Source organism: Sphingopyxis sp. GW821-FHT12F08, assembly GCF_058806755.1.
Genome location: NZ_JBXAQA010000006.1, coordinates 220701 through 234343 on the forward strand (window position 1 = coordinate 220701; position 13643 = coordinate 234343).

The 13643-nt window shown below is 67.1% G+C and carries 13 protein-coding genes; 4 read left to right on the top strand and 9 right to left on the bottom strand.

What is annotated here, in order from left to right; genetic code table 11:
- Positions 1-7: 7 nt before the first annotated feature.
- Positions 8-895 carry an AraC family transcriptional regulator gene (locus tag AC1RNQ_RS17120; protein ID WP_493173003.1) on the bottom strand — a complete coding sequence of 296 codons (888 nt, stop codon included), beginning with the start codon at positions 893-895 and terminating at the stop codon, positions 8-10.
- Between the two features lie 98 nt (positions 896-993).
- The gene (locus tag AC1RNQ_RS17125) at positions 994-2814 is read right to left on the bottom strand and encodes a DUF885 domain-containing protein (RefSeq protein WP_493173006.1); all 1821 of its coding nucleotides are present in this window, start codon (positions 2812-2814) and stop codon (positions 994-996) included.
- Between the two features lie 80 nt (positions 2815-2894).
- Here AC1RNQ_RS17125 and AC1RNQ_RS17130 point away from each other — a divergent pair, with 80 nt between their 5' ends.
- The 3 genes from AC1RNQ_RS17130 (at position 2895) to AC1RNQ_RS17140 (ending at position 7829) form a co-directional block, all read left to right on the top strand.
- A complete protein-coding gene (locus AC1RNQ_RS17130) occupies positions 2895-3965 on the top strand; it encodes a quinone-dependent dihydroorotate dehydrogenase (RefSeq protein ID WP_493173008.1) in 1071 nt (356 codons plus the stop codon).
- Between the two features lie 127 nt (positions 3966-4092).
- Entirely contained in the window at positions 4093-5784 is a 1692-nt protein-coding gene (ggt, locus tag AC1RNQ_RS17135) for a gamma-glutamyltransferase (RefSeq protein ID WP_493173010.1), read from the top strand.
- A 215-nt stretch (positions 5785-5999) separates the two neighbouring features.
- Positions 6000-7829, top strand: coding sequence for an AMP-dependent synthetase/ligase (locus tag AC1RNQ_RS17140; protein ID WP_493173012.1), 1830 nt, complete (start codon positions 6000-6002; stop codon positions 7827-7829).
- An 81-nt stretch (positions 7830-7910) separates the two neighbouring features.
- Here the strand turns inward: AC1RNQ_RS17140 and AC1RNQ_RS17145 are convergent, their stop codons facing one another.
- Together AC1RNQ_RS17145 and gloB are read right to left on the bottom strand one after the other, a co-directional pair.
- Positions 7911-8345 (bottom strand): hypothetical protein, encoded by a 435-nt coding sequence (locus tag AC1RNQ_RS17145; RefSeq protein WP_493173014.1) that lies wholly within the window; start codon positions 8343-8345, stop codon positions 7911-7913.
- Between the two features lie 61 nt (positions 8346-8406).
- Positions 8407-9141, bottom strand: coding sequence for a hydroxyacylglutathione hydrolase (gloB, locus tag AC1RNQ_RS17150; protein ID WP_493173016.1), 735 nt, complete (start codon positions 9139-9141; stop codon positions 8407-8409).
- A 126-nt stretch (positions 9142-9267) separates the two neighbouring features.
- Here gloB and AC1RNQ_RS17155 point away from each other — a divergent pair, with 126 nt between their 5' ends.
- A complete protein-coding gene (locus AC1RNQ_RS17155; protein ID WP_493173018.1) occupies positions 9268-10950 on the top strand; it encodes a sensor domain-containing diguanylate cyclase in 1683 nt (560 codons plus the stop codon).
- Here AC1RNQ_RS17155 and AC1RNQ_RS17160 read toward each other — a convergent pair.
- The 5 genes from AC1RNQ_RS17160 to AC1RNQ_RS17180 form a co-directional block, all read right to left on the bottom strand.
- Positions 10947-11357: a VOC family protein gene (locus AC1RNQ_RS17160; protein ID WP_493173020.1), complete on the bottom strand. Its 411-nt coding sequence runs from the start codon at positions 11355-11357 to the stop codon at positions 10947-10949. The genes AC1RNQ_RS17155 and AC1RNQ_RS17160 overlap by 4 nt on opposite strands.
- A gap of 7 nt (positions 11358-11364) precedes the next feature.
- Positions 11365-11802, bottom strand: a complete 438-nt coding sequence (locus AC1RNQ_RS17165; RefSeq protein WP_493173022.1) for a VOC family protein — start codon at positions 11800-11802, stop codon at positions 11365-11367.
- A gap of 170 nt (positions 11803-11972) precedes the next feature.
- Positions 11973-12410, bottom strand: a complete 438-nt coding sequence (locus AC1RNQ_RS17170) for an acyl-CoA thioesterase (protein ID WP_493173024.1) — start codon at positions 12408-12410, stop codon at positions 11973-11975.
- Positions 12411-12424: 14 nt separating this feature from the next.
- Positions 12425-13177, bottom strand: coding sequence for an alpha/beta fold hydrolase (locus AC1RNQ_RS17175; RefSeq protein ID WP_493173026.1), 753 nt, complete (start codon positions 13175-13177; stop codon positions 12425-12427).
- Between the two features lie 179 nt (positions 13178-13356).
- Positions 13357-13611, bottom strand: a complete 255-nt coding sequence (locus tag AC1RNQ_RS17180; protein ID WP_137865696.1) for a DUF6356 family protein — start codon at positions 13609-13611, stop codon at positions 13357-13359.
- Positions 13612-13643 lie beyond the last annotated feature (32 nt).

Genomic DNA, 13643 nt, shown 5'->3' on the forward strand with positions numbered 1-13643 from the left:
ATAGGCGTCAAGTCTCCGACACCATCGGGCTGACCTTGCCCGCCATCTGCTTGCGGCCCTTTGCCGTCGCCTCGACATAGCTCGACGGTTTCGCGAGCTGGCCCGGGGTGGAGCCCGCGAAGCGCTTGATCTCGCGGATCAGGTGCGACTGGTCGTAAAAGGCGTCGCCGAGTTCGGCGTCGTCGAGCTTCTCGCCGCGCGCCAGTGCCGACGCCGCGCGCACCGCGCGATATTTGCGCGCCAGCATCCGCGGCGACAGGCCGTAATAATGCTTCGTCATTCGCTCGACCGACCGGATCGACATGCCCGTCGCCTCGACCAGTTCGGGAACTTGCGGGTTGGTCGATTCGGTCAGCCACTGGTCGACCGTGCGCGTGAACCACACCGGCGCGGGCTCGTTCTTCTTCAGGATTTCGCGGACGAAATTATTGCCGATCACCAGCCGCTCGGCGGTGTCGGCGGCGTTGCCGATCGCGTCGACGACTTCCTCGATCCAGTCGCCGAACAGGTCGGCGGCGTCGATCGCGCGGTCGGTCAGCTTGTCGGCGTGCGCCCCCATCAAGGTCGCCCAGCCCGCGGGCATCAGCCCGAAGCCGTACATGCGCAGTGGCCCCGGCGCGATCGCGCGGACGCTGCCGCTGGTCGGGCCGATGATCGTCGCGCGCCCCGCGGGAAAGCGATAGCCGTCGGGGAAGACATATTCGCCCTTGGGCACGTCCATGATGCGGAATTGCGGGCGGTCGGCGCGCTCGCTTTCGTCGAACAGCGGCAAGTCGACGCGCACGAAATAAAAGCTCGACACCATTTCCGCCAGATCGGGATCGGGCGGAAAATATTGCAGCTCGAACGGCGCATCGCCGTCCGCGCCCGCTGGCGTGGATGAAGCTTCCGTCATGACGAGACCCGACCCCCGGCGGCTGTGCTGCCGCCTGTTTAACTAGGCCAAATCATTTGCCTTTCGCGCGCGCGCGTCAAGCCGCAAATCGCCGACCATTAACTCTTTTGGGTCGCGATCCACGCATCGACGCGGCGTTCGAGGATATCGAGCGGCACCGGCCCCGATTCGAGCACGACGTCGTGGAAGGCACGGATGTCGAATCTGTCGCCCATCGCCTTCTGCGCACGGCCGCGCAATTCCATGATCTTGAGCTTGCCGATCAGGTAGGCGGTCGCCTGTCCCGGATAGACGACATAGCGTTCGATCGCTTTTTCGATGTCGCCTTGCGGGTTCGGCGTATTGTCCTTGAGATACTGGATCGCCTGCTCGCGGGTCCAGCGCTTGTCGTGGATGCCGGTGTCGACGACGAGCCGCGTCGCGCGCCACAGTTCCATGCCCAGCCGCCCGAAATCGGCATAGGGATCGGTGTAGAAACCCATGTCCTTGGCGAGCTCCTCCGAATAGAGGCCCCAGCCCTCGGTATAGGCGGTGAAGCCGCCGAACCGACGAAACGGCGGAAGCCCGGTCAACTCGGTCTGCACGGCGCGCTGGAGATGGTGCCCCGGCACCCCCTCGTGATAGGCGAGCGCCTCGAGCTCGGTCTTGGGCATGTCGCGGAGGTCGTAGAGGTTGACATAATAGACGCCCGGCCGCGATCCGTCGGGCGCGGGCGACGAATAAAACGCCTTGCCCGCCGATTTCTCGCGGAACGCCTCGACCGCCTTCACCTGCAGCGCCGATTTGGGGAGGGTGTTGAAGAAGGCGGGCAGCCGCGCCTCCATCGCGTTCACATGCGCGTCGACGTCGGCGAGATAGGCCTCGCGCGTCGTGTGATAATATTGCGGGCTGGTGCGCAGATGCTCGAAAAACTGGTTCAGCGTGCCCTTGAAGCCGACCTGCGCCATGATCGTCTTCATCTCGCCATGGATGCGCGCGACTTCGGATAGGCCGAGGTCGTGGATCTGCGCCGCGGTCATGTCGGTCGTCGTGTAGTTGGCGAGCAGCGCCTCATAATAGGCCTTGCCCTCGGGCATGCGCCACACGCCGTCCTGCGTCGGCGCGCTCGCCTGCTGGCGCTTCATCTCGGCGGCGAGACGCGTGTAGGCGGGGCCGGCGCTTGTCGCCCAGGCCGCCTTGGCGGCGTCCACCAACCGCGTCTTTTCGGCGGCGTCGATGTCGAGCTTGTTCACCTTGGCGGCGATGTCCTCGACCACCGCATTGTCGGCCCTGGTCAGGTTGCCGATGTCCGAGATGACATAGGGATAGACCCACTTCGGCGGCGCATAGCCTTTCGCGGCGCGCTCGGCCGACTGCGCCGACAGCGCGTCGAGGATCGGCCCCAGTTCGCGGATGCGCGATACATAGGCCTCGGCCTCGGCGATAGTGGCGACGCGGTGGATGTTGATCAGGAACGCCGGCATCTGGCTCTGCGCGCCGTTCATCTGGTCGAAGACATAGCCATGGTCGCGGAACGCGAACAGGCGCTCGGCGCGCGCCGCCTGCGCGTTGAACAACTCGAACGACAGTGCTTCGTCGGTCGTCAGTGCCTTGGGGTCGAAGCTGCCGTGCATCGCCTCGGCGGTCGCGGTCTGCAGCTTGAAGCGCGCGACATCGGCCTCGTCCGACACATCGTCCCATTGGCCATAATCGCCGTCGCGCACCCCGCGCCGCGCCTTGGTCTCGGGCGAGAGCGACAATTGCGCCGCATCATATTTGTCGAAGAATTCGGCGAGGTTCGCGCCCGCCGGCGCGGCCTCGGCGGCGGGCGGCGGCGCGACGGTCGCGGGCGCCTGTTCGGTCGCCGTCGGCGTGCAGCCGGCGATAGCGAGCGCGAAGAGGCAGGTGGACAGGCTGGTGGCAAGGCGGGGGTGCGACACGATTTTCTCCGGCTTATCGTTGGACTTTGCTGGTCTTCGAGGGGCTTGCCATAGGGGCTGGCGGCGCGCAATGGCGGGCCATGTCGCTCTTCGCCTCGCTCACCGATGCCGCCTATGCGCTCGTCCGCCCGATCGTCCATGCGAGCGACGGCGAGGCGGCGCATAATCTGACCATCGCCGCGCTCGAACCGCTGCCGCGCGCGCACACCGCGCTGACCAGCCCGATCCTCGCGACCGAGGTCGCGGGGCTGCATTTTCCCAACCCGGTCGGGCTCGCCCCCGGCTTCGACAAGGATGCGCGCGCCGCTGCGGTAATGCCGCGCTTCGGCTTCGGCTTCGTCGAGGTCGGTACGCTCACGCCCTTGCCGCAGGAGGGCAATCCGCGCCCGCGGCTGTTCCGGCTGGTCGAGGACGGCGCGGTGATCAACCGCATGGGGTTCAACAACGGTGGGCAGGCTGCGGCCGCCGAACGCCTCGCCAGACTGCGTGCCTGCGGCATGGCGGTGCCGCTCGGCATCAACATCGGCGCGAACAAGGACAGCGACGACCGTATCGCCGATTACGCCAAGGGCGTCGCGGCGATGGCGCCGCTCGCCGATTATCTGACGGTCAACATCAGCTCGCCCAACACCCCGGGGCTGCGCGCGCTGCAGGACAAGGGCGCGCTCGAAGGCCTGCTCGATGCGGTGAACGCAGCGCAGCCTGCGGGCGGCGCGAAGCCGGTGTTCCTGAAGGTCGCGCCCGATCTCGAACCCGCCGATATCGACGATGTCGTCGCGGTGGCGCTCGACAAGGGGCTGGCGGCGCTGATCGTGTCGAACACCACGATTGGGCGGCCGGCGTTGAAGTCGATTCACGCGCAAGAGGCGGGCGGGCTGTCGGGCGCGCCGCTCCACGACCTCGCGCTCCAGCGGCTCAAGGATTTCCGCGCCGCAAGCGGCGGCACGCTGCCGCTGATCGGCGTCGGCGGTATCGCCAGCGCCGAGCAGGCGTGGGCGCGCATCCGCGCGGGGGCCAGCCTGGTGCAAATCTATTCGGCGATGGTCTTCGCCGGGCCCGGCCTCGCGCAGCGCATCGCGCGCGGGCTCGAGAATCTGGCGGTGCGCGACGGCTTCACGCGCGTCGCCGATGCGGTGGGGGTGGCGGACTGAACCTTCGCGAAGCTTGATGATGGAGAGGCGGGCCACGCCGGCGCCATAACCCCTCTGCATCGCTTCGCGACGGGTAGGAATAGGGACGGGGTTGCGCCATGCTTCGCCCCGCGCCAATGTCCCGCGCATGAACAAGAGACTCTTCGCCGCCGTCGCCCTTTTCCTCACCGCTCTTCCCTCGCTCGCCGCGGCGCAGGGGGTGACCTCGACCGCCGATCCGCGCGCGACCGAGGCGGGGCGGCAGATCCTCCACGACGGCGGCTCGGCGGCCGACGCGGCGATGGCGATGATGCTGGTGCTGACGCTCGTCGAACCGCAGTCGAGCGGTGTAGGCGGCGGCGGTTTCCTCGTCTATCACGAGGCCAAGACCGACCAGATCGGCACGATCAACGGCCGCGAAATGGCGCCCGCCTCGGCCAAACCCGACCGCTTCCTCGGCCCCGACGGCAAGCCGCGCGGCTATGGCGACGTGATCCCCGGCGGCCTGTCGGTCGGCGTCCCCGGCAATGTCCGCCTGATGGAAATGGCGCACAAGAAATGGGGCCGGCTCGAGTGGAAGGCGCTGTTCCAGCCCGCGATCAAGCTCGCCGACGAAGGGTTCCAGGTCACGCCCGCACTCTACGGCTGGCTCGACCGCTTCCAGGACACGTGGAAGGATTTCCCCGCCGCGCGCTCTCTCTATTATGTCGACGGCAAGCCCGCGCCGGTCGGCACGGTGATCAGGAACCCCGCCTATGCCAGGCTGCTGCGCGACATTGCGGCCAAGGGCCCCGACGCCTTCTACACCGGCGCCAATGCCAGGGCGATCAGCGAGGCGGTGGCGAAATCAGCGCGCAACCCCGCGGTGCTGACCGCGAAGGATCTCGCGGCCTATAAGGCGCAGGACAAGCCCGCGGTCTGCACCACCTACCGCGTCTACAAGGTCTGCGGCATGGGCCCGCCGTCGTCGGGCGCGACCACCGTCTTCGGTATCCTCGGCATGATCGAGGGCTGGGACATGAAGGCGATGGGCAAGGACAATCCGATGAGCTGGCACCTGCTGTCCGAAGCGATGCAGCTGTCCTATGCCGACCGCGAAAAATATCTGGGCGACGGCGATTTCGTCGACGTCCCGGTCGCGGGCCTGCTCGACAAGACATATCTGTCCGAACGCCGCCAGCTGATCTCGCCCTTTGGCCGTGCCGCCGCCTATCCCGCGGGCAATCCGCCGGGCGCGCAGCCGCGCACGCCGTCGGGCCCGGTCCCCGAACAGGGCACGACGCATTTCGTGGCGGTCGACCGCGAGGGCAATGTCGCGTCGATGACCTCGACGATCGAGAGCATCTTCGGCAGCAACCTCAACGCCAACGGCTTTTTCCTCAACAACGAGCTCACCGATTTCGACCTCGACCCGGTGCAGGGCGACGCGCCTGGGGCGAACCGCGTGCAGGCGGGCAAGCGCCCATTGTCGTCGATGTCGCCGACGATCGTCTATGGCCCCGACGGCAAGGTCGTGCTCGCGATCGGCTCGGCGGGCGGCAAGCGGATCATCATGCATGTCACCAAGACGCTGGTCGGCGTGCTCGACTGGGGGCTTTTGGCCGAGGATGCGATCGCGCTGCCCAATCTCTATTTCGGCCAGCAGGGCGTGCTGATCGAGGATGTCGCCGCGGGCAAGGCGATCGCCGACAAGATGAAGCCCTTCGGTTATCCCTTCGTCCCGACCAGCCTCGGCTCGAAACTCAACGCCGCACAGCGCGTCGGCGAGGTCTGGCACGGCGCCGCCGACCCGCGCGGCCCGGGCAGCTCGTCGGTCGACGGCGCGCCGCCGCAGGGCTAATTTTATCCCCTCCCCTTCAGGGGAGGGGCAGTGAGACTCGGTCCGGCATAGCCGGACCCTAGTCGAGCGGGGTGGGGGCCATCGGCCTCGCGCAAGGCCGCAGGCCCCCACCCCAACCCCTCCCCTGAAGGGGAGGGGCTTAATGACTTCAATCGCGCGCTGATTGTCTTTAGAAGCAGGCAAAACAATCAAACCCTCCCGGGAGAGCAAGCGGCATGAAGCTGGAAAACCCCCATCTCGACCATTTCCCGAGCCTGGTCGCGATGTTCTTCGACCGCGCCGAAAGGGGCGGTGACGACCCCTTCCTGTGGCGCAAGGCCGACCGCGCCTGGCAGCCGCTGAGCTGGCGCGAGGTCGCCGAACAGGTCTCGGCGCTCGCGCACAATTTGCGCAAGCTGGGGCTGAAGGAAGGCGACCGCGTCGTGCTGGTCAGCGAGAATCGCCCCGAATGGTGCATCGCCGACCTCGGTATCATGGCCGCGGGCTGCATCACCGTGCCGACCTACACCACCAACACCGAGCGCGATCACCAGCATATCCTCGACAACAGCGGCGCCAAGGCGGTGGTCGTCTCGACCGCCAAGCTCGCACGCGCGCTGATGCCCGCGGTGATGCGCTCCGACGCCAGCCTGGTCGTGACGATGGAGAGCCTGCGCATCGGGCAGCAGGGTGACGTGCGCGTACTCGACTGGGCGCCGCTCGTCGCCGACGGCGCCACTTACGTTGAGGAGACCAAGGCGCGCGGGCTCGGCGTCAAGCGCGCGGACATTGCCTGCCTCATCTACACCAGTGGCACCGGCGGCGCGCCGCGCGGGGTGATGCAGCATCATGGCGCGATCCTGCACAATGCCGCGGGCGCGGCCGAAGTGCTGGTCAACGACTTCGGCATCGGCGACGAGGAGGTGTTCCTGTCCTTCCTGCCCTTGAGCCACGCGTACGAGCATTCGGGCGGGCAGTTCCTGCCGATCATGGTCGGTGCGCAAATCTATTACAGTGAGGGGCTCGAAAAGCTCGTCTCGAACATCGAGGAGACCAAGCCGACGATCATGGTCGTCGTCCCGCGATTGTTCGAGGTGATCCGCGCGCGGATGATCAAGTCGGTCGAGAAACAGGGCAAGCTCGCCAACTGGATGCTCGGCCAGGCGCTGCGCGTCGGCGAGAAGGATTACGAACATCGCCTCGGGCTGCTCGACCGCCCGGTCGACCTGCTGCTCGACAAATTGTTCCGGCCCAAGATCGGCAAGCGCTTCGGCGGGCGGATGAAGGCGCTGGTGTCGGGCGGCGCGCCGCTCAATCCCGAAATCGGGGTCTTCTTCCACTCGATCGGGCTGACCCTGCTGCAGGGCTATGGCCAGACCGAGGCGGGGCCGGTGATCAGCTGCAACCGCCCGAGTGCGGGTATCAAGATGGACACCGTCGGCCCGCCGCTGATGAACACCGAGGTCCGGATCGCCGACGACGGCGAGATATTGGTGCGCGGCGAACTCGTCATGAAAGGCTATTGGCGCAACCGCGCGGAGACCGAGCGCGTGCTCGTCGTCGATCCCGCCGAACCCGATGCCGGGCCGTGGCTGCACACCGGCGACATCGGCCATATCGACGAGGCGGGGCGCATCGTCATCACCGACCGCAAGAAGGACCTGATCGTCAATGACAAGGGCGACAATGTTTCGCCGCAGCGGGTCGAGGGTATGCTGACGCTCCAGCCCGAGATCCTGCAGGCGATGGTCTATGGCGACAAGCGCCCGCACCTCGTCGGCATCCTCGTGCCCGACCCCGAATGGACGAATGAATGGGCCGAATCCGAGGGATTGCCCAAGGATATCAAGCTACTGCGCGAGCATGAGAAATTCCGCGCCGCGCTGCGCGCCGCGGTCGATCGCGTCAATGGCCAGCTGTCGGTGATCGAGAAGCTGCGCAAGTTCGACCTCGCCGACGAAGCCTTCACGATCGAGAATGAACAGATGACCCCGTCGATGAAGATAAGACGGCATGTTTTGCGCGACGTCTACGCCGACAAGATCGCGGCGATGTACAAGGGGTGATGCGTATCGAATGACAGGCGGGGGTGCGACCCGAAGAGCTCGGCGCAAACCGGACCCCGCCCATCGCCGAACCCTTTGGGTTCAGCCTTCGTCCCCCGCCGGTTTGCGATAGGGGACAAAATCGCCGAGCACGCAGGTCGGGCCGCGGATGCCGCTCGACCGGTCGACCAGGTGGAAAAAATCGCCGCTGCACGTCGAGCTGCCGAACTGGCGGACGACCATGATGTCGCTGTCGCGGCCGAGCCCCGGGCAGCTGCTCTTGAGCGTGTTGCGATACACGACGCGGCCCGACTGGCGATAGAGCAGGATATCGTCCGAAATGCGGATCGTCTCGGCGCTCGCGGTGGAGGGCAGGCAGCGCACCGGCTCGCCCGCGACCTTGCCCGCGAGCTGCTTGTCGAGCCGCTCGGCCTGTTTGGGGGTCAGCGCCTCGGCGCGCGGCGCGCCGCTGTCGCTCGCGGCGCAGCTCGCGAGCAGCGGCGCCAGCACGAATGAGATGAAGATGGATTTCGCCATGATAGGCTCCTGCGACTGTTACAGTTTACGGACAAGGCGATGAATGGTTGCTGAAGCCTCCTCAGGCAGCGTCCTTGAGCGCGCGGATGCGTGCCAGTTCGGCAGCGCTCGCCGCGCGAAGGAAAGGGTTGGTCGCGCGCTCGGCGCCGATCGTCGTCGGCACCGTGGCCTCGCCCGCCGCGCGCGCCGACTCGACCGCGGCCAGCCGCGCCACCAGCTCCGCATTGTCGGGCTCGACGGTCACCGCAAAGCGCGCGTTCGACAGCGTATATTCGTGCGCGCAATAGACGCGCGTCGCGTCGTCCAGCGTCCCTAGCTGTTGCATGTTCGCGAACATCTGCTCGGCGGTGCCTTCGAACAGCCGGCCGCAGCCCATCGCGAACATCGTGTCGCCGACGAAGATCGCGGCGTCGTCGGCGAAATAATAGGCGATATGCCCCGCGGTGTGTGCGGGCACGTCCCAGACCGCGGCCTCGACATCGCCCAGCTTCACCCGGTCGCCGCCCTTGACCTGCACGTCGAGCGTCGGGATGCGTGCAAATTCGGCCGCGGGGCCGGTGATCGTGCAGCCGCCCCATGCCTTGGCAGCCTCCTTGATCGCGGCGTTGCCGCCGGTATGGTCGGGGTGCCAGTGGGTGTTCCAGATGTCGCTGATCGTCCAGCCGCGCGCCGCCGCGGCCTCGAGCACCGGGTCGGCGACCGCGGGATCGACGACCATCGTCGCGCCGCTTTCGGGTTCGTGGACCAGCCAGACATAATTGTCGCTGAGGACGGGGATACGGACGATTTCGAGCATGCACGAAGAATAACCCGAGCACGGGCCGCCGTCGACCGCCAAGTTAACCATGTTGAAAAGCGTTGGGACTAGCATGGTGCGCGGCGGTACGGGGAAGAGTCGTTGCAGCGTCTGGCATTGATCCTTTTGGCGATAACCCTGTTCGCGGGCTGGGCACCCGCAAAGGCGGCGCCACGAGCGGCGCCGTGCACGCTGCAATCTGACCTCGCCACCGGCTATGACGCCGTGTCGCAGGCGGGCGTTCAGCGCGATTGCGACGCCGACCGCTGGTCGCTTGAGGGCCCGCGAAGCTGGCTTTTCTTCGATGCGCGCACCATCGCCGCGGCTGGCGCGGGCCCGATCGAGTTCAACGCGCGCACCAGCCGCTTCCAGCAGATTGCGATGTTCGTCCGCTACGCCGACGGCACGGTCACGAGTATCGTGCGCGACGGACGGCAGGCAATGCCCTACCGCCTCGCGGGTCCCGATTTTTACCTCGCCGTGCCGCAACGCGCCTCGCCGCCGGTCGAGATCGCTGTCGCGTTCGACCGGCTGAGCTATCTGACGACGCTCAAGACCGCGCGGCTGACGCCCGCCGGGACGGGCGGTTGGTCGACCGGGACGATGCTGCTGATCGCGCTGTTCACCGGGCTCGCACTCGCGCCGATCGTCTTCAACATCGCCTTTTTCCGCGTGCTGCGCGAACGCTTCCTGCTCTGGCACATGGCGCTCGCCGTCTGCATCATCCTGCACACCAGCCTGTCGTCGGGGCTCGCCTTTGCCGTGGTGCCGGGGATCAGCGCGCTCACCTATGGCTATGTGTCGCAGATCAGCTTCAGCGCCGGGATCGTGGCCGCAACGATGTTCTGCCTGAACTTCCTCGAGCCCGACAAGATCACCCGCGGCGAGCGGCGCGCGCTTTTCGCCTGCGTGCTGTGGATTCCACTGTTCGGCGCGGTCGCCATGGCGCCGGTCGAGGCGATCCGGCCGTGGGGCGGGCAGCTCTATTTCGCGGCCTATCTGCCGGTGCTGGTCACCTATGTCGTCGTGCTGACGCGCACCTGCCGCCGCGGCAGCCGCGCGGCGCAATATCAGGCCGCGGCGTGGACGCCGATCATCGCCTGCGGCTTCGAACGCGTCGCGCGCGGGATCGGGCTTTACATCGGACCGCCCTGGCTCGACCAGTTGCTCTATCTCGCGATCGCGCTCGAGCTGGTGATCACCGCGCTCGGCGTCGCCGACCGCTTCATGATCATGCGCCGCGAGCGCGACCGCGCACAGGTGCGTGCCGGGGCGATGGAGGATGCGGCGCAGACCGATCCGCTGACCCGGCTCACCAACCGCCGCGGGCTCGAAAATCTGCTCGCCACCGACGCGCGGCGCTTCACCGCTGCGGCGCTGATCGACATCGACCATTTCAAGTCGGTCAACGACCGCTACGGCCACCAGGTCGGCGATGCGGTGCTGTGCGCCGCCGCCGCCGGGCTGCGCGAGGGCCATGGCGGTATCGTCGCGCGGATCGGCGGCGAGGAATTCTTCCTGCTGATCGACCGCCCCGACGCGGCGGGCACCGCCGAGCGTTGCCGCCAGGCGATCGCGCGGCGCATCGCCGCCGATGTGCCGCAGATCCCGCATCCGGTGAGCGCCAGCGGCGGGCTGCTAATCTTCGAAGCGCGGACCGAGGGCGCGGCGCTCGACTTCGACCGGCTGTTCGCCGAGACCGACCGGCTGCTCTATGCCGCCAAGCATAGCGGGCGCGACTGCATGGTCGCCGACCGCTGGCAACAGCCCGCACCGTCGGCTACGGGCACGGTAGGTGCCGCGGCCTAGCCGTCGATCAGCGCGTCATAGCCGCGGTCGTTGAATTCGATCAGGCAGAAGCCGTTGCCGAAGGGGTCGGCGAACATCGCCTGCCGCCCATAGGGCAGGTCGAGCGGGCCGTCCTCGAGCACCGCGCCTGCCGCCAGCGCGTGCGCCACCGCCGCATCGAGATCGTCGACGGTGAAATCGGGATGCACCGGCGTCCAGTGGCGGTCGTAGCGACGCGCGCCGCCGCCGGCCCGGCCGATCGCCGATCCGCCGGGCTTGACGATCAGATAGATGGGGACGCCGGCGCCGAGCAGTTCGACGATATCCTCGTCGAAGCGCCGCGCGGCGGTGAGGCCGAGCCCTTCGGTGTAAAAGGCCTCGCCGGCGGTGAGGTCGGGCACGTCGATATTGATCAGCAGGCCCGGCACCCGCGTCCTACCAGACGCCCGTGTTCGGCAGTGACGCCCAAGGCTCCTGCGGCGGCAGATGGCCGTCCTGCAGCAGTTCGATCGAAATCCCGTCGGGCGAGCGAACGAAGGCCATATGCCCGTCGCGCGGCGGGCGGTTGATCGTCACCCCCGCGTCCATCAGCCGCTGGCAGGTGTCGTAGATATTCTCGACGCGATAGGCGAGGTGCCCGAAATTGCGCCCGCCGGTGTAGCTTTCCGCCGCGCTGCCGTCTTCGGGCGGCCAGTTGTAGGTCAGCTCGACCTCGGCGACCCCGGCCTGTCCGGGCGGCGCCAGGAAGATCAGGGTGAAGCGCCCGCCTTCATTATCGAAGCGCCGGACCTCTTCGAGCCCGACGAGCTTGAAGAAGTCGACGGTGGCGTCGGGATCCGACACGCGGATCATGGTGTGGAGATATTTGGTCATGGCGCGAACATAAGCGAAGGGCGCGCGATTGGAAACGTCCAAGCCGATTTTCGGTGCCGTTTTCGGGTGTGGGATGTGGCGGCTTTGGGGTAGGAGCTGCCGTTGACGATCCTCCCCGGAACGGGGAGGATCACTTATGTCCGCCCCTGCCCGAACGCCGCCCCTTCGCCTCAGCCCCTGAGGCTCTTCCCCTCATAAGCCTCGAACAATTCCACGAACGCTTCGGGCACCGGCGCCGGCGCGCCGCGGGCTTCGGCGACGTGGACGCTGACCTCCAGTCCGGTCGCTCGCAAATCCTCGGCGCCCTTGCCGTGGAGTTCGAACAGGAAGGTCATCGAGCTGCGCCCGACGCGCGAGCAGCGCACGCAGATGTCGATCTCCTCGTCGAGCAGGATCGGCATCTTATAGTCGACCTCGGCGCGCGCGACGTGGAACTCAGGGCTCTCGCGCTCGGGCCAGCGGTCGTAGACTCCGGCGGCGCGCCAATATTCGGTGATGCCGATGTCGAAATATTCGAGGTAGCGGCTGTTGAACACCACCGCCTGCGCGTCGATCTCGGCGTAGCGGACGCGCTTGGGGACGTGGAAACGAAAGTCGCTGCGAGCCATGGGAGTCCTTCGGTCTAGTCGGTGAGCTGCGCGACGCTGTCGATCAGCAGCGCGATGTCGGTATCGCGCGACAGCCGGTGATCGCCGCCCTTGACCAGGGTCACCTGGACATCGCCGCTCGCGAGCGCGGCCGCGAGGCGCAGGCTGATTTCGGGCGGGACGTCGCCATCCTCCTGCCCGTGCAGCAGCCGTACCGGGCAGGCGAGGGGGATGGTGCCGCCGAGCAGGCGATTCGCCTCGCCCGACTGCCAGAAGGCGCGCGTCGTGACATAGGGCTGGTCGCTGTAGGGCGTCTCTTCGCGGAGCTCGCCCTCGGCGAGGATGATCGCCTTTTCTTGCGGTGTGAAACCCCAGTCGGTGAAATCGGGCGCCGCGGCGATGCCGACGAGCCCCGCGACGCGGCCCGGGCCGTCGCGCTGGGTCAGCGCCAGCGCGGTGAGCAGCATCAGCCAGCCGCCCATCGACGATCCGACGATCACGACCGGTCCCTCGACGCGGGCATCGATCAGGTCGAGCACATCGCCGCGCCAGTCGAGCAGGGTCTGCTCGGCGAACAGCCCGGCGGAGAGGCCGCATCCCGCATAGTCGAGCAGCAGGCACGCGCGGCCTTCGCTCGCGGCCCAGTCGAACAGCGCGGTGGCCTTGCCGCCGGCCATGTCGGACATATAGCCGGGCAGGAAGATGATCGCCGGGCCGGTGCCCGCGATATGGCGATAGGCGAGCCGCGGGCGCGCGGCGCGTTCGAGATACTCCACGGTATCGCTCATGCTCGCCTAACCTTTCCCGTTCGTGTCGAGCCAAGTCGAGACACCCGGAAGGCGTGCACCACTGATGGGCATCTCGACTTCAGCCGAAGGCTGAAGTTTATCCTGAGCGCCCGCCCTGCGGGCAGTCGAAGGGCTCGATGCGAACGGGGAATTTGGCGTCTTAGCGGGAATCACGCCGCTCAGATCACCCAGTCGATCGTGCTCATCTGCATCACCGCCTGCCCCTTGGCGCGGCGCTGTTCGACCATGATCTTGTTGAGCCGCGCGATGGTGTCGCTGCCGGTGGTGATGCACCAGCCGGGGACCACCGCATGCACCAGCGCGCACATCCCGCCCCAGATCATCGTCACGCCGAATTTCGACGCGACGCCGAAATGTTCGATATAATTTTCGTCGACGCTCTTCGGATGGTCGACGAACAGGCGCTTGAACATGGGGGATGCTCCTTTCCGGCTGCCGCCCTAGC

What these genes read in the sequence shown, in the direction of transcription:
- AC1RNQ_RS17120 (WP_493173003.1), bottom strand. Translation starts at nt 895, where the DNA reads ATGACGGAAGCTTCATCCACGCCAGCGGGCGCGGACGGCGATGCGCCG.
- AC1RNQ_RS17130 (WP_493173008.1), top strand. Translation starts at nt 2,895, where the DNA reads ATGTCGCTCTTCGCCTCGCTCACCGATGCCGCCTATGCGCTCGTCCGC.
- ggt (WP_493173010.1), top strand. Translation starts at nt 4,093, where the DNA reads ATGAACAAGAGACTCTTCGCCGCCGTCGCCCTTTTCCTCACCGCTCTT.
- AC1RNQ_RS17140 (WP_493173012.1), top strand. Translation starts at nt 6,000, where the DNA reads ATGAAGCTGGAAAACCCCCATCTCGACCATTTCCCGAGCCTGGTCGCG.
- AC1RNQ_RS17145 (WP_493173014.1), bottom strand. Translation starts at nt 8,345, where the DNA reads ATGGCGAAATCCATCTTCATCTCATTCGTGCTGGCGCCGCTGCTCGCG.
- gloB (WP_493173016.1), bottom strand. Translation starts at nt 9,141, where the DNA reads ATGCTCGAAATCGTCCGTATCCCCGTCCTCAGCGACAATTATGTCTGG.
- AC1RNQ_RS17165 (WP_493173022.1), bottom strand. Translation starts at nt 11,802, where the DNA reads ATGACCAAATATCTCCACACCATGATCCGCGTGTCGGATCCCGACGCC.
- AC1RNQ_RS17170 (WP_493173024.1), bottom strand. Translation starts at nt 12,410, where the DNA reads ATGGCTCGCAGCGACTTTCGTTTCCACGTCCCCAAGCGCGTCCGCTAC.
- AC1RNQ_RS17175 (WP_493173026.1), bottom strand. Translation starts at nt 13,177, where the DNA reads ATGAGCGATACCGTGGAGTATCTCGAACGCGCCGCGCGCCCGCGGCTC.
- AC1RNQ_RS17180 (WP_137865696.1), bottom strand. Translation starts at nt 13,611, where the DNA reads ATGTTCAAGCGCCTGTTCGTCGACCATCCGAAGAGCGTCGACGAAAAT.